Origin of the sequence: Streptomyces sp. NPDC098789 (assembly GCF_044759975.1) — a bacterium.
In the GTDB taxonomy this organism is placed as follows: Bacteria; Actinomycetota; Actinomycetes; order Streptomycetales; family Streptomycetaceae; genus Streptomyces.
The window spans coordinates 263,532-283,002 of sequence record NZ_JBIWAJ010000010.1 but is presented as its reverse complement, the minus strand read 5'-3'; the positions used below and the strand labels follow the sequence as shown (position 1 = coordinate 283,002).

At 70.8% G+C, this 19,471-nt stretch carries 20 protein-coding genes and 2 pseudogenes; 12 read left to right on the top strand and 10 right to left on the bottom strand.

Annotated elements, in window-relative coordinates:
• Nucleotides 1-23: 23 nt before the first annotated feature.
• Entirely contained in the window at nucleotides 24-1,208 is a 1,185-nt protein-coding gene (locus tag ACIQWR_RS21900) for a M20 family metallopeptidase (protein ID WP_404011989.1), read from the bottom strand.
• A gap of 120 nt (nucleotides 1,209-1,328) precedes the next feature.
• Between ACIQWR_RS21900 and ACIQWR_RS21895 the strand changes: the two genes are divergently transcribed.
• Complete coding sequence (locus ACIQWR_RS21895; protein WP_404011986.1) at nucleotides 1,329-2,405, top strand: Lrp/AsnC family transcriptional regulator; 1,077 nt, start codon at nucleotides 1,329-1,331, stop codon at nucleotides 2,403-2,405.
• Between the two features lie 356 nt (nucleotides 2,406-2,761).
• Nucleotides 2,762-2,926: pseudogene (locus ACIQWR_RS21890) on the top strand (sulfite exporter TauE/SafE family protein); the annotation flags it as partial.
• 51 nt (nucleotides 2,927-2,977) lie between these two features.
• Here ACIQWR_RS21890 and ACIQWR_RS21885 read toward each other — a convergent pair.
• From ACIQWR_RS21885 to ACIQWR_RS21865, 5 genes are all read right to left on the bottom strand, one after another.
• A complete protein-coding gene (locus ACIQWR_RS21885; RefSeq protein ID WP_404011983.1) occupies nucleotides 2,978-3,433 on the bottom strand; it encodes a nuclear transport factor 2 family protein in 456 nt (151 codons plus the stop codon).
• Between the two features lie 238 nt (nucleotides 3,434-3,671).
• Nucleotides 3,672-4,481, bottom strand: coding sequence for an MBL fold metallo-hydrolase (locus ACIQWR_RS21880; protein WP_404011980.1), 810 nt, complete (start codon nucleotides 4,479-4,481; stop codon nucleotides 3,672-3,674).
• A 145-nt stretch (nucleotides 4,482-4,626) separates the two neighbouring features.
• Entirely contained in the window at nucleotides 4,627-5,271 is a 645-nt protein-coding gene (locus tag ACIQWR_RS21875) for a DsbA family protein (protein WP_404011977.1), read from the bottom strand.
• A gap of 117 nt (nucleotides 5,272-5,388) precedes the next feature.
• Nucleotides 5,389-5,883, bottom strand: coding sequence for a MarR family winged helix-turn-helix transcriptional regulator (locus tag ACIQWR_RS21870; protein WP_404011975.1), 495 nt, complete (start codon nucleotides 5,881-5,883; stop codon nucleotides 5,389-5,391).
• A 250-nt stretch (nucleotides 5,884-6,133) separates the two neighbouring features.
• Nucleotides 6,134-6,499 carry an MmcQ/YjbR family DNA-binding protein gene (locus tag ACIQWR_RS21865; protein ID WP_404011972.1) on the bottom strand — a complete coding sequence of 122 codons (366 nt, stop codon included), beginning with the start codon at nucleotides 6,497-6,499 and terminating at the stop codon, nucleotides 6,134-6,136.
• Between the two features lie 460 nt (nucleotides 6,500-6,959).
• Between ACIQWR_RS21865 and ACIQWR_RS21860 the strand changes: the two genes are divergently transcribed.
• From ACIQWR_RS21860 to ACIQWR_RS21850, 3 genes are all read left to right on the top strand, one after another.
• Entirely contained in the window at nucleotides 6,960-7,973 is a 1,014-nt protein-coding gene (locus ACIQWR_RS21860; RefSeq protein WP_404011969.1) for a terpene synthase family protein, read from the top strand.
• A 367-nt stretch (nucleotides 7,974-8,340) separates the two neighbouring features.
• Nucleotides 8,341-8,751: a hypothetical protein gene (locus tag ACIQWR_RS21855; protein ID WP_404011967.1), complete on the top strand. Its 411-nt coding sequence runs from the start codon at nucleotides 8,341-8,343 to the stop codon at nucleotides 8,749-8,751.
• Between the two features lie 629 nt (nucleotides 8,752-9,380).
• A complete protein-coding gene (locus ACIQWR_RS21850; protein ID WP_404011964.1) occupies nucleotides 9,381-10,277 on the top strand; it encodes an NAD(P)H-binding protein in 897 nt (298 codons plus the stop codon).
• A 108-nt stretch (nucleotides 10,278-10,385) separates the two neighbouring features.
• Here ACIQWR_RS21850 and ACIQWR_RS21845 read toward each other — a convergent pair whose 3' ends face one another.
• Entirely contained in the window at nucleotides 10,386-11,111 is a 726-nt protein-coding gene (locus ACIQWR_RS21845; RefSeq protein WP_404011961.1) for a DUF998 domain-containing protein, read from the bottom strand.
• 203 nt (nucleotides 11,112-11,314) lie between these two features.
• Entirely contained in the window at nucleotides 11,315-12,253 is a 939-nt protein-coding gene (locus ACIQWR_RS21840; RefSeq protein WP_404011958.1) for an AraC family transcriptional regulator, read from the bottom strand.
• Between the two features lie 101 nt (nucleotides 12,254-12,354).
• Between ACIQWR_RS21840 and ACIQWR_RS21835 the strand changes: the two genes are divergently transcribed.
• The 4 genes from ACIQWR_RS21835 to ACIQWR_RS21820 all read left to right on the top strand — a co-directional run bounded on the left by ACIQWR_RS21835 (nucleotide 12,355) and on the right by ACIQWR_RS21820 (nucleotide 15,033).
• Nucleotides 12,355-13,299, top strand: coding sequence for an NADP-dependent oxidoreductase (locus ACIQWR_RS21835; RefSeq protein WP_404011955.1), 945 nt, complete (start codon nucleotides 12,355-12,357; stop codon nucleotides 13,297-13,299).
• A gap of 533 nt (nucleotides 13,300-13,832) precedes the next feature.
• On the top strand, nucleotides 13,833-14,369 hold the full coding sequence (locus ACIQWR_RS21830) for a chitin binding peritrophin-A domain-containing protein (protein WP_404011952.1): 537 nt from the start codon (nucleotides 13,833-13,835) through the stop codon (nucleotides 14,367-14,369).
• A gap of 275 nt (nucleotides 14,370-14,644) precedes the next feature.
• Nucleotides 14,645-14,809, top strand: a complete 165-nt coding sequence (locus ACIQWR_RS21825) for a hypothetical protein (RefSeq protein ID WP_404011950.1) — start codon at nucleotides 14,645-14,647, stop codon at nucleotides 14,807-14,809.
• Nucleotides 14,810-14,910: 101 nt separating this feature from the next.
• Nucleotides 14,911-15,033, top strand: a complete 123-nt coding sequence (locus tag ACIQWR_RS21820; protein ID WP_404011947.1) for a hypothetical protein — start codon at nucleotides 14,911-14,913, stop codon at nucleotides 15,031-15,033.
• Between the two features lie 3 nt (nucleotides 15,034-15,036).
• On the opposite strand, the gene ACIQWR_RS21815 is transcribed toward ACIQWR_RS21820, so the two are convergent.
• Together ACIQWR_RS21815 and ACIQWR_RS21810 are read right to left on the bottom strand one after the other, a co-directional pair.
• A complete protein-coding gene (locus ACIQWR_RS21815) occupies nucleotides 15,037-16,173 on the bottom strand; it encodes a glutamate--cysteine ligase (RefSeq protein ID WP_404011945.1) in 1,137 nt (378 codons plus the stop codon).
• 335 nt (nucleotides 16,174-16,508) lie between these two features.
• Nucleotides 16,509-16,844: an STAS domain-containing protein gene (locus tag ACIQWR_RS21810; protein ID WP_404011942.1), complete on the bottom strand. Its 336-nt coding sequence runs from the start codon at nucleotides 16,842-16,844 to the stop codon at nucleotides 16,509-16,511.
• A gap of 444 nt (nucleotides 16,845-17,288) precedes the next feature.
• Here ACIQWR_RS21810 and ACIQWR_RS21805 point away from each other — a divergent pair.
• The 3 genes and pseudogenes from ACIQWR_RS21805 to ACIQWR_RS21795 all read left to right on the top strand — a co-directional run bounded on the left by ACIQWR_RS21805 (nucleotide 17,289) and on the right by ACIQWR_RS21795 (nucleotide 19,460).
• A pseudogene (locus ACIQWR_RS21805) lies at nucleotides 17,289-17,974 on the top strand (HemK2/MTQ2 family protein methyltransferase).
• A 206-nt stretch (nucleotides 17,975-18,180) separates the two neighbouring features.
• Complete coding sequence (locus ACIQWR_RS21800) at nucleotides 18,181-18,468, top strand: WhiB family transcriptional regulator (protein WP_404011939.1); 288 nt, start codon at nucleotides 18,181-18,183, stop codon at nucleotides 18,466-18,468.
• Entirely contained in the window at nucleotides 18,465-19,460 is a 996-nt protein-coding gene (locus tag ACIQWR_RS21795; RefSeq protein ID WP_404011937.1) for a YihY/virulence factor BrkB family protein, read from the top strand. Before ACIQWR_RS21800 ends, ACIQWR_RS21795 begins: the two co-directional genes overlap by 4 nt.
• The last annotated feature ends 11 nt before the right edge of the window (nucleotides 19,461-19,471 follow it).

The window sequence follows — 19,471 nt, the reverse complement described above, 5'->3', positions numbered from 1 at the left end:
CGCTTCTTCCTTGGTGTACGGGTTCAGGCCGCGAGGCGGCGGGTGGCGAGTTCGGCGTAGAGCGCCGCTCCGTCGGGGAGCACCGCGTCGTCGAACTCCGCGTAGGGCGAGTGGTTGACCGGCAGGCTGTCGGGATCGCTGCCCTTCGGGGCGGCGCCGAGCCACACGAACGATCCCGGCACGGCGTCGAGCACCCGGGAGAAGTCCTCCGACCCGGTCATCGGGTTCGCCATCGTCCGGAAGCGTTCCTCGCCGAAGGCCTCCCGGACGGTGTCCGCGAGGAAGTCGGTCTCGGCCCCGTCGTTCACGGTCACCGGGTACCCGGGAACGTACTCGATCTCCGCCCGCAAGCCGTGGGCGGCCGCGACGGCCCGCACCAGCTCCACCACGGTGTCGCTGACCTTGGCCCGCACGGCGGCGGAGAAGGTGCGCACGGTCGCCTCGAAGTGGGCGGTCTCGGGGATGATGTTGCGCTGGGTACCGGCCCGGAGGAGTCCAACGGTGATCACCACCGGATCGAACACGTCGAAGCGACGCGTCACCATGGTCTGCAGGGCGGTGACCATCTCGCAGGCCGCCGGGATGGGGTCCTTGGCCCGATGAGGTACCGAACCATGCCCACCCGCACCGTGGAGGGTGACGTTCAGCGCATCGGAGGCGGCGAGGATCGGCCCGCGCCGGGAGCTGAACTCCCCGTGCGGCATGGTCGACGCCACGTGCAGGGCGTACGCGGCGACCGGGCGCGTGCCCGCCGCGTCCAGCACGCCCTCGGCCAACATGGCTCCGGCGCCGTCCCAGCCCTCCTCACCGGGCTGGAACATGAAGACCACGTCGCCGTGGAGTCGCTCCCGCCGTGCGGCGAGCAGGTGTGCGGCGCCCGTGAGCATGGCGGTGTGCAGATCGTGTCCGCAGGCGTGCATGGCACCGTTGCCGGACGCGAACGGCAGCGGGGCCTTCTCGATGACCGGCAGCCCGTCCATGTCGGCCCGCAGGAGCACCGCCGGCCCCGGTCGCCCGCCGCGCAGCACCGCGGTGACCGAACTCAGCGCGGAGCCCTGACTCACTTCCAGCGGCAGTCCCTCCAGAGCCTGCAACACCCGCTCCTGGGTGCGCGGGAGATCAAGGCCCAGCTCGGGGAACCGGTGGAGGTCGTGGCGGAGCCGGACCAGGTCCGGGGCCAGAGCCAGGGCGTCGTCGTGCAGGGACACAGGTACCTCCATCGAGCCCGCGTATGACGGGAACTTGTACAGAGCGATCTTGTTCCGCGATTCTGGAGCCCACAGCAGGGATTTCCCGCGATTTCGCAGGATCACACCACCAGGAGGCCCTTGGATGAACGAATCGACCGGCAGTCGACGGTGACCGGCTCCGATGTGACAGTGGACGAGTTGGATCTGGCTCTGGTGAACGCGATCCAGCTGCGGCCCCGGGCACCCTGGTCGCTGCTCGGCCAGACCCTCGGGATCAGCCCGGTCACCGCGGCGCGCCGCTGGCGACGGCTCTCGGAGGCCGGGATCGCCTGGGTGACCACCTACGGCCTGCCCCACCCCGAGGACCGTGGTTGCGTCGCCTACCTCGACGTCGGCTGTGCTCCCGACCGGATTCTGCAGATCGCCGAAGAACTGGCCGAGGACCCGCACGTGATGACCATCGAGCACCTCTCCCAGGGCTGCGACCTCGTCGTCACCGCGGCCTTCACCGACCTGGCGATGGTCTCCCGGTACACCGCCGAACGGTTGGGCAGGCTCCCGGGGATCACCACCGTCCACGCCCACCTGGCGACCGGCTTCTACGCCGAGGGGATCCGCTGGCGACTGGACTCACTGGACCCCGCCCAGCGCCTGGAACTCCACGACGAGCACCCGACGGGCCACGGGCCGCCCTCCGGAGCGCGCGCCGAAGTCCGCCGCGAGGACAGGGAGCTGCTCATCAGGCTGGGCGTCGACGGCCGCCTCGACCAAGCCGAGCTGGCCGCCGCCACCGGGCTGAGCCCGACCACGCTGCGCCGCCGCCTCGACCGGCTGGCCGCCACCGACGCGATCCGCTTCCGCTGCGAGATCGCCGCCCGCGACGCCGGCCGACCGGTCCTGGCAACCTTCCGGGCCGACCTCCCCGCTGACCGGCTCGACGAGGTCGGCCCCCAACTCGCCAGGCTCCCCGAGATCCGGTTGTGCGTGGCCGTCACCGGCCGGCACAACCTCATCCTCTCCGTCTGGCAGCGCTCCCTCGCCGACGTCCAGCGCCTGGAAGCCGCACTCGCCCGCAGGTTCCCCGACCTGCGGGTGGCCGAGCGCCGCGTGTCACTGCGCACCGTGAAACGGATGGGCCGGATCCTGGACGCGGACGGACGCGCGGTCCGCGCCGTTCCGATGGACATCTGGCGAGACCCGATCCCGGCTTCCTAGTGCTGTGGCCGGAAAGGTTTGCCGGGTCGCGGTGTCCGGTGCGGTACATCGCAAGGCGGAGGGCCACGGCTCGTACTGGACGTACTTGCGTGGTCCGACAACGCAGGGGGCACCTCCCAGCGGTAGCTGGGGGAGAGGTGCCGTGCCGGGCGCCGCGACACGGTGAACCTTTCCGGTCACAGCACTAGCGGTGGCGAGCTCGATCGGTGCGGGGTCGATGTTCACGAGAACGGGAGGCACCTGACCTGGAGCCTGTTCCGGGTGCCGTTTGGCGAGTGCCGAGTGTCGAGTGTCGAGGGGATGTCGTGGAGTGTTCGCCTCGCGCGACGACGACGCTGGCCCCGGCCGTCGGCGTCGCCCCCGACTGGCTGCTGGGCCTGTCCTGCGGTGCGGGTGGCCTACTCGGCGGATATCTCGGCGCTCGCCTCCAGCCGCACCTGCCCGAAAGAGCGCTCCGGTGCCTGCTCGGCAGCCTCGCCGCCGGGATCGGCACGCTCTACGCCGTTCAGGTCCTTCGCTGACCGTTCCGGGCACCCGCGAGAGCGGCCACCGGTGTGCCTTTCGGGAGGGCCTCAGGTCCCCGCCGTCCCAGCCAGTGCTGTCTGCGCGCCGGGGTGCATGGCGTCGCGGACCAGGGCGGTGTCGACGAACTGTTCGAAGCGGACGATCAATCCGCCGCGTACGACGAAGTGGTGGGCGACGCGAACGTTGAGCGGTTTGCTGGTGGCCTTGTTGGTGGCGGTGTAGCGGGCGAGGACGACGACGTTCTCGCCGTCGACGATGTACGTGTCGTCGTGGGCGGCCCAGCCGTCCCAGGACTTGCCGAGCTGTTCCATGACGGCGGAGGTGACACCCGTGGGGGTGCGGTAGGTACCGGCCAGGGGGAAGCCGGCCATCTCGGTCCATTCCACGTCGTCGGCCAGGGTGGCCCGCAGGGCTTCGAGGTCGCCGTTGGCGGAGGCGATGTACTGGCGGCGTACCACGTCGACGGGGGCGGTGGAGGCGTGGCGGTCGTTGGTCTCCCTCATGGGACACAGCCTTCCTTGGTTGAGGTTGAGGTCGAGGTCGAGGTTGAGGTGCTGGTGGGGGAACAGGCAGCAGGTGGGTACGCGCCCGGCTGCTCCGTAGCGCTGGAGCGGCGGGTGGATGCCCGCGCCGAGGACGACGGCGGACCGGGCGACAGGGCAAGGGGGCGACAGGGCGTCGGGACGACGGGACGACGGTGACGAAGAGCCCGGGGCCGGTCCCGTGGTCGGGGTGGGTCGGTCAGCCCCAGGTCATTTCGCCCTTGGCGACCTTCGCGCCGAGCTGGGCCGCGATGAGCATGCCGGCTTCGGGGTAGCGGGTGACCAGCGCGTTGGTCAGGGCCTCGCCGCTGTCGGCCTCGCCCAGCTCGTCCTCGAAAGCGGTGAGGTAGTCCCGGGTGTAGGTGATCGGGCTCGCGTCCAGGGCGGCGGCGGTGGGCAGCCGGTGCCCGGGGATCGCGAAGGCGGGGTCGAGGGCCGCCATCTCGTCCAGCAGCTCGATCCACACGGCGCGATCCTGGGGCTTGCCGGTGTCGGCGACCCAGACGTGCTCGTTCTGGAAGAGCAGGACGCCGGCGACGATCGCCCGGTGTTCGGCCTGCCACAGGTAATGGCGGTCGGGCAGTCCCGGGTGGCCGCCCTTGAGCTGGAACACGTGGCCTTCGAAGGTGAGGTCACCGGTCAGTTCGGCCATCGCGACCAGGCGGGTGGGGCGGTTGGCACCGACCGGCTCCCAGGCCTTGAGCTTGCCCTCGTACGCGGCCTTGATGTGCTCGATCACCAGCGGTGTCGCCAGGATCTCGGCATCGGGGAAGGCATCGGCGATGACCTCGGCGCCCCAGTAGTAGTCGGGGTCGGCATGGCTGATGAAGACCGTGGTGAGGTTCTTGCCGGAGTCCAGGATCTCGGCGGCCAGCCGGTGACCGTCGGCGCGGGTGAATCCGGTGTCGATGAGGAACGCGTCGCGCTCACCGGTGATGAGGGTGGCGGTCTTGTTCTTCGAGCCGACGGGAAAGTCCAGGTCGATGACCTTGAAGTCGAGAGTGCTCATCATCATGTCCTTTGCCGGTATCCGGGTGAGGGGTGCTGCGGGGTGAGGGGTGTCGCGGGGTGAGGTTTGCTGATCGTCGCGCGAGGTTCAGGTTCGCCCCGCCGTGTCCGGACGGCGCCGACCGTGCCGGTGTGTCGGCGGAGATTCAGCGCGCGGGCGCAGCCTGCCGGGTGCGGGCGGCGCCGAACTGCGCCAGGAGTGCGTCGATCTTGTCGGGATCGGCGTGGCCGACGGCGAGCACCGCGGTGCGGTCGCCGTCCTGGGCCAGGAGGGTCGGGTAGGCGCGCGCGCCCAGGGCGGCCGCCCGCCGGAAGTCGGCATCGGCCGCGAGAGAAGTGGCGGATGCGGTGAGCGCGGCGCCGACTTCCAGCGTGTCAAGGCCGGCCGCCGCGGCGATCCGGGTGTAAGTGTCGGGGTCGGACAGGCTCAAGCCGTCTTGATAGAACGCGGCCTGCACGGCCATGGCCAGCTCCACCGCCCGCTCCGGTGCCGCCTGCCGCAGCACGGCCATCCCTCGGGCGGCGTCCAGCGAGTCCATGACGAACGAGCCGTCGGCGATCAGCCGCTCGTACCCCGCCCCGAACCCGACACCGGTCAGCTCGCTGATCTTGGCATTGGCGCCCTGGACATAGCCGAATTCGCGGATCGGCACGGCCCGCGGCCCGGTGAACAGGCCACCCGACACGACCTCGACGGGCAGTTCGGGGTGACGCAGGGCGACCTCGGCCAGGGTGGGGGCGAACCCGTAGGACCAGCCGCAGTAGGCGTCGAAAACGTAGACGAGTTTCACAGGAAGGCCTTCGCAGAGGGAGTCGCTCCGCACCGGAGCGATATACCTGCCTCAACAGTATCTGTCGCGTCAGGTATTCCCGCGTGGCGAAAGCCCCCGCCCTCAGGACTTCGGCCCCTATCGCAGGCGGGGCAGTGCGTCCCGCGCCGAGTGGGACAGGATCCTCAGGCACTCCATGAACTGCTCCCGCGCCTCCTCGGGCAGCGGTGCCAGGAAGTAGCGGCGGATGTTCTCCACGTGCAGCCGGCTGGCCCGCACCACGATGTCCTCACCCCGCCCGGTGAGCCGCACCAGCCTGCCCCTGCGATCCGCGGGGTCGTCGGCGCGCACCACCAGGCCGGCCGCCTCCATCCGGTCCACCAGGCGGGTCATTCCGCCCGTGGTCAGGACCCGCTCCTGCGCGATGGCCCGCATCGACATGCCCGGACCGCCCGCCCGGCCCACGATCAGCAGCACCTCGTACATCAAGTGGCTGATCCCGAACTCCTCCTCGATCGCACCACCCAGCAGGTACTCCAGCCGCCCCGCGGCGCCCTGCAGCCGTCCGAACGCGAGCACCAGCTCGTCGTTCGCCGCCTCCTGCGCCGAAGTGATCCCCGCGCCTTCGCTCACCCGCCACACCCTTCGCTCGTCAGATCCGTCTCAGCACGATCATCGCCTTCCGGCCGACCGGCCCGCGCCGACACCCCCGAGTGGGCACCGGGCTCCGGCCCGGCTCAGAGGGCTCAGTCCTTCTCGCACACCGCGGGCACGTTGCCGGAGGGGTTGTTGGTTCAGGCGAGGAGGGGACCGATGCCGCGGGTTCGGAGTGGTCCATGGGGCGGGGCTTTCGGGTAGGCGGTGAGGTGGTCGGGGCGGGCGGTCAGGTCCGCGCGGCGGGGCGTCGGCTGCGGGGCGCCGAGTGGAGTGCCAGATCGTAGGAGTCGGTGACCAGGGTCTCGACCAGGGCCGCGGTAATACCCCGGTCGGCGCCCACGGAGATCCAGTGCGTCTTGTCGAGATAGCGTCCGGCGGTGATCGACGGGCACTCGTCCTGCAACCGCCGCCCGTGCTCCGGCTCCGCCTTGACCGTGATGATCCGCTCACCGGGATCGTCCGTGACGATCAGGAAGACCTTCCCGGCGACCTTGTAGACGTCCAACTTCTCGGTGAAGGGACGGCTGTTTTCGGAGCCGGGGAGCGCCTCGGCAGCGCGGCGTGCCGTCTCCTGCAGCTTCTTGCCGTTCATGACGGTCAGCTCCTTGCTCCGCGTACGACGGGGCTCCACCATCGGCAGGCCGTTCGTTCCGTTTCCCAGCACGTCTTTCGCAGGCGCTGCTCACACGAGGCAGCGGACAGACGGGCAGGGCTGACGTATCCGCACCTCCCGCAGGAGGATCCACCCCCCTGTACGACTTCCAGCCCCCGGTCGGCACCCGGTACAGCCTGGAGCCTGCTCGCCCCCGTCACCTCGCACGACGCGCCCGCCGTCCTGGCTCCGCACCCTGACGACGCCCCCTGGGTCGGCGCCCCCTCGACAACCCCGCGGTGGTCAATGTCCGTGCCTCGGACATCCCGGGCCGGAGACCTTGACGCCCATTGGTCGGGCATGGAAGCTCCGTAGCAGCAGGACTGCTCCCCCGACCGCACGGCGCACGGGCACGAAGCCACGCGTCGGCTGCTGGCGGCTGAAGGAGAAACGAGACGACATGGCCCGCACGCCGTCCTCCACGTTTGATCTCTCAGACCTGCGAGGTCTTCCTCCGCGCAACGCCAGCCCCCACGCCACGCGAGCCGAAGCCGTCGTCCGCGGCGAATGCCTGGCTCTCGGCCTGACGCAGCCCGGTCATGCGGCCTACACCTCTATGACGAGCTACCTCTTCCCCATGGCCCCGGCCGACCGGCTCATACCGATGGGCCTCCTCAACGACATACTCTTCTACGTCGACGACCTGTACAGCCCTCACCGCTCCAGCCTCGATGACACCATGTCCCCAGAAGCCGCCGAGATGATGGACAGAGCCGTCGAAGCCCTGAGATCCGGCACCGTGTCAGCCGGCGCGCTGCCGGATACGAAAGCGATCAGCGTCGGATTTGCACGGGTCCGCGAAATGTTCTCGCGCAGCGCCCCGCCGCTTCTTCTGGAGCGACTGGCCACGGCCGTGGAGGAATGCCTGCAGGCCATGAAACGGCCGGTCAGGGACATCTACGTGAACGGAACTCCCGACATCGAGCGGTACGCGCACATCCGTTACAGCGATTCCGGGATGAAGGTGGAGGTCGAACTGGCGGACTACGCCAGCGGGTTCCTCCTGCCCGACGAAGTCATCCGTCAGCCTGTGATCCGCCGGGCCCGCGACATCACGGTCCACATCGGCGGGCTGATGAACGACCTCTTCTCGTACCACAAAGAAGTCATCCGCCACGGGCAGATGTTCAACCTCGTCCCCGTCATGCAATCCGCCCTGCACTGCTCCCCGCAGGAGGCGTTCAACGCCGCCGTGCAGCACGTCAACCTGCTCACGGACGAGTTCGAAGAGATAACCTTGAGCCGGCCGGCCCACGCCGACACGCCTCTGGCCGCTCAGACCGCGCAATACCTCGAATCGCTCGCCGACCAGATCTCGGCGACCTACCACTGGCAGTTCCACACCAGTCGGTACAAGGAGAGCGGCTCAGCGATCTCCCAGCTCAAGGCCCCCGTTCAGCCACGGCAGGCATGAACCTCGGAGTGTCCTGGATTGGGCTCTTGCGAGTTTTCGTAAGCGTTGATCGTTGCAACTTGCCTAAGATATCCGGTGGTTGGTGGTGACAGGCTGGGATCCTTGGCTCCGGATCCTGGACACGGCAGTGGACGGCGTGGGTGCTGGCCGTCAGCAGCCGGTAGGCCCTCGCGGCGGTGCCCGGGACTTCCCCGAGGCAAGGGCCCACTCGGTTCGGGGATCCGGCGCGGCCTTCGAGGCTCCGGGCGCCGGGGGCCCCGACGTCGCCCGCGCCCAGGTCCTGCCCGGCGGGCGGCGCGGCACAGGAGGGTTGCCTATCCGGCCGGGGTGGGGAGAAACTGCATGCGAGCCGAGAGTAGGTGCGCCCGTGGCAGCAGCTGAACCGGAGCACGTCGCCTGGATATCCGAGAGGCAGCTGGCCCGAGCCTGGCCGACCATCCGGACGGCCTTCCTTGACGCCACCGCGAATGCCAACGAAGTCCGCAGCAACCTCCTTGTATCGCACTCCACTTGGGGCGAGAGTACGTGGCGCACGTACCACCCCGCAGACGTCGCCCGGGTGGCCGGGGCGATCGCCGACGGCACCGCGGAGCTCCAGCCGCACTGGCGTAGCGACACCCCCGAGGCCAAGCTGCTCGATCAACGCCTTCGCCGGAAGAACCTGCCCGGTGCCATCGGGTGCGCCCTGCTCATCGCCGTCCCGTTGGCGATCATCATCATTCTCCTGATCATCTCCTGGAACGACTCCGGATCGTCTTCGCCCTCCTACTGGCACTGACCCACAAAGAGTCAGCTCGGTCGAGATCCGCTTCGCCTCCTTCCGCGCCGTACCGGCACAGGGCTTCCGCGGACGGCGGCAACCACTCAGCGGATCCGGGTCGCTCTTGCCGCGGTTCGAGCGGGCCGTCACCGCGACCGAACTGCTCGCCTGTCCGAGGTCGTTCGCGTACGCCTCCCGGCGCGCCGCCGACCACGAACTCGCCCCACGGTGTGCGGCGACGAATCCCGGCAGAACCAGCCCGTGGTGATCCAGGGTGTAGCCCGCATCACCGCGGACACCACCACGGCCAGCTACACCATCCCCTGGGGCGGGGTCCTGGACGCCGTCTGCGAGGGCTCCATTGTGCGGCAACGTCAGCGTGTCGGGCGGCACGTCGGACACGGCGGGCGCCGGGCGACCGCAGCGGCCCCGCGACGTGGCCGAGCCGACCGCCGCCAACGAACGCGAGCTCGCCGGCATCGACCCCGCCTTCCGCGGGCAGGCGCCCACCGGACCGCTCACCCCGTTCACTCGGCTGCGGCCCCTGCTGAGCGGACACGCCTGGTCGGACTGCCGCGGCCTGCTCGAACGAACCCGACCCGGGCGATGGACGGAACGGGACCGCCCGTGCGGAACGAGAGGACGCCATGCAGATCGCCGTCACCACCCCGACCGGCAACGTCGGCCGGCACGTCGTCACCACGCTGGTCCGCGCCGGCGTCCGGCCCAGGGTCCTGCTGCGCGACCCCGGCCGGCTTGCACCCGGGATCCGTGCGGAGGTGGACGCCGTCCGGGTCGACCAGTACGACGCCGACGCGGTCGCGGTGGCCACCCGTGGAGTGGACGCCCTCTTCTGGGTGGACCCGACCACCGGAGGTCAGGACCCCCTCGCGGACTACGCACGCGCCACGAGCAGCGTGGTCCGCGCCGTCACGGAGAACGGCATCGGCCGCGTCGTCTTCCAGAGCGGCGTCGGCGCCGAAAAGCGCCACGGCGCCGGCGAGATCGACGGGCTGGCCCACACCGAAACCGCACTCGACGCGGTGGCCGCGGGCGCGGGCGTCGACATCGCCCATCTGCGCTGCGGCTACTTCTTCACCAATCTGGAGCTGCAACTCGACGCCCTGCGGGCGGGGACCCTCCAGGTGGTCCTTCCGCTCGACCAGCCCATGGCCTGGGTGGCGCCCCGCGACATCGCTGAGGTCGCCGCCACCCTCCTGCTCTCGCCCGCCTGGTCGGGGCGCCGCGTACAAGCGGTCCACGGGCCCGCCGACCTCACCTGGGGCCAAGTCGCCGACATCCTCACCACCGCCACCGGCCGGCCGATCGACGTCGAGAGAACCACCGACGGGGCCATGCGCACCCGCCTCCGCGAAGCGGGGATGACCGACGGCCTGGTCGAGGCCGTCCTGGGCATGTCGACGGGTCTACGCGAAGGCTTCGTGCCCGAACAACCCCGCACCGTCCGGACCACCACCCCGACCCCCCTGGCCGCCTGGGCCCACGCCCATCTGCGGCACCGGCTCACCGACGCACCGCGGTGATGCGGCCGCGGACCCAGGTCCGCCCTTGGATCAGAACGGGGCGGCCATCCTGACCGCGGCCAGCCCGCAGAAGGCCGTGCAAGTGCGTGCGGCCGGCAAGCGTCGCCCTCAGCCGACTCGGCTGGGGTGTCCGGGAACCAGCGATGCGTCCGCACCGCGGACTTGATGACGTACGAGGCCCCGAGCGCCGACGGCCAGGGCCCAGAGCAGCAGGGGGAAGGCGGCAACACGCTCCATGCCGCCCATGCCGAGCCCGAGGTAGCGGTGCGAGAGGAACAGCCCGAGGGCCGTGATCGCCGTGGCTCCCAACAGGCTGGTCGCCCACCGCGACAGGGCCGGAGCCTGTTCCTTCATGCCCAACCCGGCGAGGACCAGGCCGATGTTGCCCACTGCCATGATCAGAAGCGCGCCCAGGACGTGCTGGTTCTCGTTCACGTCCGCGGGAGCCAGCCCGGCCAACACGAAGCCGACGCCGGCACCGGCGAGCATCAACCGGGCCAGGACACCGGCCGGGCCTCTGCGCCACAGGGCGGCGCCGGTCAGCGCCACACCCACGACGAGCAGCAGTCCCAAGGCGACGAACGACACGTTCATCAAGCCGTGTTCGGGAGAACAGACGTACCGAGGTTCAGGATCCGGCTGCAGCGCACAATGCGCATTGCCCAGATCGCTGATGTTGTTCCGCACCCAGCTGTACGGCCTCGCCCACGCCGACTCGACGACACCGTGGATCACGAAGAACTGCGCTACGCCCACGACCCAGGCCGCGTACCCGATCCGAACCTTCACCCGTCCACCCTCCGTCGCGTAACTCCCGTACGGACAGCCGATCATGCGGCCGGGCCGCCACGCACTCCCACGAACCCCCTGGGCCGGGGTGGGGCAGGCCCTACCCCGGCCGAGCGCGCCTCCGGCCGGGCCGACGGGTGGCCAACCGATGGGCCCGCCCGCACGGCGAGGATGGACTACCCGACCCCGCCGGTGCCGGACACGAGGCGGACCGGGACGGTCTCACGGAACCCGTCTGCCGCTCTGGATCAGCCGTCGCGCCGGTACGCGCCGGGTGCGGTCCCGTGCGTGCGTTTGAACGCGTGGGCGAAGGCGAACTCGGATGTGTAGCCGACCTGGGCGGCGATGGATCTCAAGGGTGCGTTCGATGTCCGCAGCAGGCGTGCTGCCGTGGTCATCCGCCACCAGGTCAGGTAGGTCAGGGGTGGTTGACCGACCAACAGGGCGAAGCGCTTGGCGAAAGGTGCCCGTGAGAGCCCGGCTTCGCCGGCGAGTTCTGCCACGGTCCAGGGCGCTGCCGGGTCTCGGTGGATGGCGTGGAGGGCAGCGGTGACCGGCGGGTCGTTCAGCGCGGCGGCCCATCCGGTGGCATCCCCTCGGGCGGGCTGTTCGTCGAACCAGATGCGCAAGATGTAGAGCAGCAGGGTGTCCAGGAGCCCGGGAACGACTGCGTCCGTGCCCAGCCGCGGGTTCTCCAACTCGGCCGCCAGGAGTTCCACGGCTGAGCGCAGCGCGGGATGGCGGTCCGGGTGTGCCGGCAGGCGGATCAGATCCGGGAGGGTCAGCAACAGCGGGTGAGCGCGGGACGGGTCGAGCTGGTAGGCCCCGCAGAGCACGACGGTGACCGGACCCCCGTCTCCGCTCCGGTCGACCGTGTCCGTGGCGTAGGCGTGGTGCGGCGGCTCGTGGTCGTCGGGGCCGCAGGCAGCCGGTGTCACCAGCCGCTCGGGGCTGTCGGCCAGGGTGTGCCCGCTGCCGTGGGGCAGGAACACCACGTCGCCCGCGTGCAGTTGGACGGGCTCCGCGTCCGGCGGCAGGAGCCAGCAGGAACCCCGCAGGACCACCTGGAAGCCCGCCGAACCGGGGACGGAGGCGAACTCCTGCCCCCACGGGGCATGCCACCGCACATGCGCCGACCGGGGCCGGCCGGTCCGCGTCACCGCGACCACGTCGCTGAGCACATCCATGGGCTGAGGGTACGGGTGAGAAGAGGGGTGCGAGACGTACGCGCATGAACTGGGCAGTTTGACGCATGGATCGTCTCCATGTGTGGTCGTAGATTCGCGGCATGACGATGATGAAGACCTCGCGGATCCACGAGTACGGCGACACCTCCGTGATCCGCTACGAAGCCGTTCCCCGGCCACGACCCGCCTTCGGTGACGTACTCGTTCATGTCGCCGCGACCTCGTTCAATCCCACCGAGGCCGCCTTGCGGGCCGGCCTGCTGCGGGCGTTCTTCCCCGTGGACCTGCCGTACACCCTCGGCTGGGACGTCGCCGGCACCGTGGCCGAGATCGGCGCGGGGGCGGTGGGCTTCGCCGTCGGTGACCGGGTCATCGGGCGGCTCGACAGCGGGGGTGCGGCTGCCGAGTACGTCCGTGCGCCCGCCGCCCTGCTGACCGCGGCGCCGAAATCCGTCCCTCTCGCGCATGCCGCGGCGCTTCCCGTCGCCGGCCTGACGGCTTGGCAGGCGGTGTTCGAGCACGGGAAGGTGGCCACGGGTCAGCGGGTGCTGGTCAACGGTGCGGGCGGCGGCGTCGGCGGCTTCGTGACGCAGCTGGCCAAGCACGCGGGGGCCGAGGTGATCGCGACGGCCAGTCCGCGCAGCGCCGAGGCGGTCCTGCGGCAGGGGGCGGACCAGGTGATCGACTACACCGCCGGTCCGGTGGGTGCCGCGCTCGACAGTCGGGTGGACACCCTGCTCAATCTGGTCCCGCTGAGCCCGCCGGACGCCGCGGCCCTGGCGCCGCTGGTGCGGCCGGGCGGGAGGATCGTCTCGATCGCAACCCCGATCGAACCAGCTGCCGACTCCGGGGTGAGCGCGGTACACGTCGTCGCCCGCAACGACGTCGGGCATCTTGCCGCGCTCGTCGAACTCGTCGACGCGGCCGTGCTCGGCATCGGCATCGACATCGACATCAGTGCGACACGTCCGCTGGCCGAGCTCGCGGACGTCCACCACCTCAGCGAATCCGGACGGATCCGGGGCAAGACCATCATCATCCCTTGAGCCCGGCCCGCGATCCGGGTACCGGGCGACCTCCTCGCCCGTGGCGTCCCCCGCCTTGGACGCCGGGCTCGGAGACCTGGACGGCCTACCTCGACCGGGCCACGACCCACCTCGCACCACGGCCCAGGCACCTGTTCCGGCCCTCGTGTGGCGGATTACGGCGGGTGGATGGCGATCGGGTTCACGGCAAGGTCACGATGCAGGACAGCGGTCGCTCGCGAGGGGCGGTCGGGCCGCCGGGAGCGGGCGGTCACACGATGACGAGCACGGGCTCTATGGCGCTGAGACCGCAGCGGAAGAACCCGTAGGCGATCCCGGATGCGCTGCACCTGGTAGAGGACTGACCGCGCACGCCCCGGATCCCCGGGGCGGCGTTACGGGCGCCGCGATCAGGACGGAAGGCTGTCCGAAAACGTGGTGGCCGCCGTACGGCACGGATCAGTAGCTTGCGTTTTGGATCAAGGACCAGTGTGGAGGAGAAGGATATGCGCGCAGGGTGGGGTCGTTCGCTGACCGGCGTAGGGGTGGGTGCCGTGCTGAGCACGACGGCACTGGCAGGGATCGCGGTCGCGGCGCCGGGGGCCGGCGGGGTGACACCAGGGCCTTGCACCTCCAACCGGCTGTCCGCCCATCCCGACCAGGCGGATCGGTTCATCCAGTGCTCCAACAACGTGGCGTACATCATGGACTGCCCCGAAGGGCTGGACTTCAGTCCGCAGCAGCAGGTGTGCGACTGGCCTTCGAGCGCCGGGAGCGCGCCGGACGGGCTGAAGGTGACGGCGGTGCGAGCCGGGCTGCGGCTGCTGCCGCTCCAGGTCACCGGTCTCGCGGCGCGTGCCGAGTACGACGGGACCGTCTACGCCGGTACGGTCCGCTTCACGACGGCCGGCGGGGCGCTGCTGTGTGAAGCCGCGACGGACATCACCGGGACCGCCCGTTGTGACAGCAAGCCTGGCCTACTCGCTCCGGTCGGAAGCCTGCTGCTCGGCTACCGGGCCGAGTTCACGCCGGGCCCCGCCGCCACGGGTGTGCTGCCCCGCACGGGGAGTGGAACCGTCTCGGCTCTGTAGAGCGCGGAGGTGACGCTCCGTTCGGTCTTCTACACGGCCGTGACGTTGGCCGCGGCCGGGCCCTGCCGGCTGCGCGACGACCGCGTGCTGGCCCGCCGCGCCCTCCGGCTGGGCCTCGGCTTCCTCCGGGCCGGGGCCGGCGGCCAGGGCTTGCCCGGGCGGGCGGGGCAGCGTGGCGGAGGAGGCGTTACGCTACTTGTGTATGGATATCCAGCCATGTGTGAATATCCAGCTGTCGTGAGAGAGCCCAAGTCTCAGAAGGCGGGGAACCTGCCATGAGCCAGTACGACGAGTACTCCACCCCCTCGCAGGCCGAGGGCGAGCGGCTTGACGAGGACATGGACGAGGCCCAGCGGAGGCAGCGCCACCCGCAGACGCAGCGCGGCACTCCCTCGCAGGCCGAGGGTGCCCGAGAGGCGGATGAGGACGGGAAGAAGTAACGGGGCGGTCCCACGCGGAGGCCGACCGGAGCCGAGCCGGGGCCCGACCCGGGGCCCGACCCGAGGGGAGTCAAACCGCTCTTCGCGGGCAGGAGCGCGCTATGACGTTCCCTCACTACACCTCTCTGTCCATGGCCCCGGCGATCGGCCCCTCCTGGGTGCACTTGCTCGTGATGGCCTTCGCGCTGATCGTCCTCGTACGCTCGCTCACACGGCACCGGTGAGGATCAGAGGTGGGCCGGCCCGCCTGTTAACGCCCCGATCGTCATCGCGGCACACCGGGTGACGACGGACGCCAGGCTCTGTCCCTCCGCGCGCAGCCTGCGCTGGATGCGGGCGCCGTTCCCGCGCTCGTACAGGTGGGAGAGGGCCTCCCGGACGCGCTCGTCGTCGCCGTGGTCCTCCAGCGCTCCGCGCACGTGCAGGAACAGGGCTTCGACGGCCTGCTCGGGGGACGTCTCGCGCATGGTCACGGGGTGCAGCAGGGGTCCGTCCAGCCCCGAGCGCGCGGCTCTCCACGAGGCGAGTCGCAGCAGGTTCGTGCCGATCCTGGCCGGTGGCCTGCCGTCCTGCCAGCCGCGGGCCGCCGTCTCGACCAGGGCGCGGATGAGGGCGGCGAGGAGGACGGGGGTGGCGGCGTCGAGGCACACGTCGGCGACCCGGACCTCCACGGTGGGATAGGTGGCCGACAGGCGGGCGTCGAAGTAGATCATGCCTTCGTCGCACAGCACCCCGGTGTCGATCATCGCGCGCACCTGCTCGTGGTAGCGGTCGGCCGAACCGAAGAGGTCGACGGGGCCTGCGGAGGGCCACCGGTTCCACACTCGGCTCCGGTAGCTTCCGTACCCGCTGTCCTCGCCCTGCCAGAAGGGCGAGTTCGCGCTCATCGCCGTCAGCACGGCCAACCACGGCCTGATGCGGTCCAGGACCGCGACGCCTTCTTCGTCGGAGGCGACCGACACGTGGACGTGGCAGCCGCACGTCAGCTGGTCCTGCACCATCAGCCCGAACTGGTCGCCCATCCACCGGTAGCGCGAGCCCACGTTCAGCGACGGGTGTACCACCAGGGGTGACGTCGCCACCGCCGCCACCACGGCGCCCGCGCTCGCCGCGTGCCGGGCCGCCTCGGCGCGGATGCGGACGATCTCCTGTTGGAGCTCGCCCATGTCCACCGCCGGTTCGGTGGCGAATTCCAACTGTTCCTTCTGCAGTTCCTTCTCGAACTCGTGGTCCGGACCGACCGTGTCCGGGCGCTGCCATGCCGAGCGGTCCGCTGCTGCCAGGGCCGCCCCGGAGACTGCCATCGGAGCACCCGTTCGTGCGTCCACGAGCAGCAGCTCTTCTTCCACGCCTACGCTTCGCATCGTGCCGCCCGTGCGTCGAATCGTCAGATGCCCCGCACCTGCCCCGCTTCCCGTCGACCATGTAGGCCTCGCCCCCTGTGTGTGCGTGCATGAGCGTGTGTGCGGACATGCGCGCCACGGCTCCTTCCCGCAGGACGGGAAGGCTCTCCCGCCTCCGCACCGTCAGGAACCGATCGGATGCCGGTACCGTGCGCGCGACGGCGTCCACGACCCTCCACCGCCCGGAGCCTCGTGGCCGGCGAGTCCACCCGCCCGTGATGGGAGGCGAGTGGTGCGGAAGATGGAGCGCGGGTCCGATGACGAGAACGGACGCAGGTACAACGCCACGCCCTTGCTCAGCCCGCCGGGTGGGCGTCGCTGAGGATGAACAGGCAGCGGGTTTCGGTGAGATCCAGGACGTGTTGTCCCTGGTGCGGAACATCGGCCAGTTCGAGCGTCCACTCCTCGGCGATGGCACGGGCGCGCAAGGCGAGCAGGACGTGCAGTGCGCTGGTCCCCAGGAACGTGCTCCGCCCGAGGTCGAGCACCAGGGTCCGGCCCGACAGGTCGAGGGTGTCCAGGACCGAGACGAGCATGGGGCACGTGTGGTAATCGATGTCGCCGGTGACGGACACCACTGCCCGCTCCGTCGACTGCTCGGTGACCTCGACGGCAAAGTCGTGGACGCGCATGGCCGCCCGCCGTTCGTGAGGAGCCCGTCACGGCCGTCCGCTTCGCAGGGCGGACCGTCCAGCGCGCGACCTGTGCCGCGCACAGCCCGGTGGGGCACCCGTGGGCCGCGCAGCACACGGGACAACGGCGATCAGGTGGCGCCGCGACCCACCGGACCAGGCTGTTCGACAAGCTGCGCCTACCCCTGCGGCGGCGCTGCAACCGGAAACCGGATTCGCGGCCGCCCTCGGCACATCCGGTCATGGCCGTCTCGGGGGGGGGGCGGACAGCCCGCGGCGCGGGAGCCGCCGGTGTCGGGGCGCGTCCAGCTCCGTGGCCCACCTCGTCGAAGATCTCCGGAGGTCGAATGGCGGGCCCTTCGCCGGGGCAGTCGCGGTGTGACCGGCGTGACCGGTGCGAGCTGCTGCGCACCTCTGCGCCGCGGACGACCCAGGAGGTACACGATGCCCAGTACGACGATGGCCCTGCGCCCGTCGCCCGCGGACCTGTTCGCCCTCCCTGGTGTCTACCGGCCGCAGGGGGACACCCTGCTGTTGGCCGGGGCGCTCGCCCGCGAGGAGCTGGGGCCCGTACGAACGTCCTGGAGATCGGGAGCGGCACCGGCGCGCTGTCTCTTCAGGCCGCGTACGCAGGGGCCGACGTCACCGCCGTCGACGTGTCCTGGGCCGCGGTGGCCACCGCCCGCATCAACGCCCGGCGCCACCGTCTCGCCCTGCGCGTACTGCACGGCGACTTCGCGCGGCGCACGGCGGGGCGCTGCTTCGACCTGGTGGTGACGAACCCGCCGTACGTGCCCGCCGCGGCCTCCGGCCTGCCGGCGCACGGACCGCAGCGGGCGTGGGACGCCGGGCCCGACGGGCGCACGGTGATCGACAGGATCTGCGGAGCGGCTCCGGCCCTGCTGCGTCCCGGTGGTCGCTTGCTCATGGTGCATTCGGGGATGTGCGGACCGGACGCGACGGTGGCCCGGCTCACGGCCGCCGGCCTGTCCGCCGAGGTGACGGCGCGCGCGACCGTGCCCTGGGGGCCGGTCCTGCGCTCCCGACGGGCTTGGCTGGAGCGGCAGGGCCTGGCGCGCCCCGCCGACGAGTGGGAGGAGCTGTTGGTCATCCGTGCCCGCCGCCCGTGACGGCGGTGAGCCGGAGGCAACCGCCCCGCAGCGACGTCCGGTGCCCGGGAGGACACCGGCAACTGGCCGGCGGTCCAAGGGACACGGGGGACGGGGGACGGGTCACTGGGCACTGGGCACTGCTCACGTTTCGGAACGGGCTTCGTGGCCAGACGAGCGGGTGGAGCGCGTGTTCCGAAGGGCCCGGCGGTAGGAGACGATCGGAAATGGCGAAGGTGTCGCATCTGCCCGGGAGGGCGGAACACCACTGGATATGGCAGATGAAAGCCGCGTGCCGAGGCGTGGGATCGGAGGTCTTCTTCCACCCCGAGGGGGAACGCGGCCAGGAGCGTGCGGAGCGCGAGGAGACGGCCAAGACGGTGTGCGCTGCGTGCCCCGTCCGCGCCCGCTGCCTGGAGCACGCCCTGCGCGTGGCGGAGCCCTACGGAGTCTGGGGCGGGCTGTCGGAGAAGGAGCGCCGCTCCGCCGTCGCGCCCGGCGAGGCAGCGGCATGACGGCCCCCGGTGTTGTGGGGGGCGATGCGGGTTCCCCGGTGGCGCGGGCCGCGGAGCGGGCCTCCGAGCTGCCCGGGCGGTCCTGGTGGGCAGTATTGCGCGGGACGGTCGCGGAGTTCACCAACGACGAACTGGGGGACCGTGCCGCGGCGTTGACCTACTACGGCGTGCTGGCGCTCTTCCCCGCGCTCCTCGTGCTCGTGTCCTTGCTGGGCACGGCCGGGGACGCGGTGACGGGGCAGGTGCTGGACACCCTCCGGCAGCTGGCTCCGGGTTCGGCCCGGGACGTGATCGGCGACGCGGTGGCGCAGTTGCAGGCCCGCAGCGGCGTCGGCTCGGTGATGGCCGTCGTGGGCCTGGTGCTGGCGCTGTGGTCCGCCTCCGGCTACACGGCCGCGTTCATCCGCGCTTCCAACGCCGTCTACGACGTGCCCGAGGGCCGACCGGTGTGGAAGGTTTTGCCGCTCCGCCTGGCGCTGGCCGTGACGCTGATGGTGCTCGCCTGTGCGAGCGCGCTGATCGTCGTTTTCACCGGCGCCCTGGCCCGGCGGGCCGGCAACCTCCTCGGCGTCGGTGACGGCGCGCTGACGGTGTGGTCGATCGCGAAGTGGCCGGTGCTGGTACTGCTCGTCACGATCATGATCGCGCTGCTGTACTGGGCCGCGCCCAACGCCAAGGGCCGCGGCTTCAAGTGGGTGACCCCCGGCAGCTTCCTGGCCCTCCTGATCTGGCTGGTCGCCTCGGTCGGGTTCGCTTTCTACGTCGCGAACTTCGCCTCCTACAACAAGACGTACGGCGCCATCGCCGGGGTGGTCGTCTTCCTGGTGTGGCTGTGGATCAGCAATCTCGCGGTCCTGCTGGGGCTGGAGTTCGACGCGGAGATGGTGCGCCAGCGGGCGATCGCCGGTGGGCTGCCCCAGGGGGAAGAGCCCTACGTCGAGCCCCGCGACACCCGCGCCTGGAGCGACGAGGACCGCCGCCGGATGAAGTGACCGCTCACGTC

What these genes read in the sequence shown, in the direction of transcription:
- ACIQWR_RS21885 (WP_404011983.1), bottom strand. Translation starts at nt 3,433, where the DNA reads ATGAGGGAGACCAACGACCGCCACGCCTCCACCGCCCCCGTCGACGTG.
- ACIQWR_RS21880 (WP_404011980.1), bottom strand. Translation starts at nt 4,481, where the DNA reads ATGAGCACTCTCGACTTCAAGGTCATCGACCTGGACTTTCCCGTCGGC.
- ACIQWR_RS21865 (WP_404011972.1), bottom strand. Translation starts at nt 6,499, where the DNA reads ATGAACGGCAAGAAGCTGCAGGAGACGGCACGCCGCGCTGCCGAGGCG.
- ACIQWR_RS21860 (WP_404011969.1), top strand. Translation starts at nt 6,960, where the DNA reads ATGGCCCGCACGCCGTCCTCCACGTTTGATCTCTCAGACCTGCGAGGT.
- ACIQWR_RS21850 (WP_404011964.1), top strand. Translation starts at nt 9,381, where the DNA reads ATGCAGATCGCCGTCACCACCCCGACCGGCAACGTCGGCCGGCACGTC.
- ACIQWR_RS21845 (WP_404011961.1), bottom strand. Translation starts at nt 11,111, where the DNA reads ATGATCGGCTGTCCGTACGGGAGTTACGCGACGGAGGGTGGACGGGTG.
- ACIQWR_RS21840 (WP_404011958.1), bottom strand. Translation starts at nt 12,253, where the DNA reads ATGGATGTGCTCAGCGACGTGGTCGCGGTGACGCGGACCGGCCGGCCC.
- ACIQWR_RS21835 (WP_404011955.1), top strand. Translation starts at nt 12,355, where the DNA reads ATGACGATGATGAAGACCTCGCGGATCCACGAGTACGGCGACACCTCC.
- ACIQWR_RS21825 (WP_404011950.1), top strand. Translation starts at nt 14,645, where the DNA reads ATGAGCCAGTACGACGAGTACTCCACCCCCTCGCAGGCCGAGGGCGAG.
- ACIQWR_RS21820 (WP_404011947.1), top strand. Translation starts at nt 14,911, where the DNA reads ATGACGTTCCCTCACTACACCTCTCTGTCCATGGCCCCGGCGATCGGC.
- ACIQWR_RS21815 (WP_404011945.1), bottom strand. Translation starts at nt 16,173, where the DNA reads ATGCGAAGCGTAGGCGTGGAAGAAGAGCTGCTGCTCGTGGACGCACGA.
- ACIQWR_RS21810 (WP_404011942.1), bottom strand. Translation starts at nt 16,844, where the DNA reads ATGCGCGTCCACGACTTTGCCGTCGAGGTCACCGAGCAGTCGACGGAG.
- ACIQWR_RS21800 (WP_404011939.1), top strand. Translation starts at nt 18,181, where the DNA reads ATGGCGAAGGTGTCGCATCTGCCCGGGAGGGCGGAACACCACTGGATA.
- ACIQWR_RS21795 (WP_404011937.1), top strand. Translation starts at nt 18,465, where the DNA reads ATGACGGCCCCCGGTGTTGTGGGGGGCGATGCGGGTTCCCCGGTGGCG.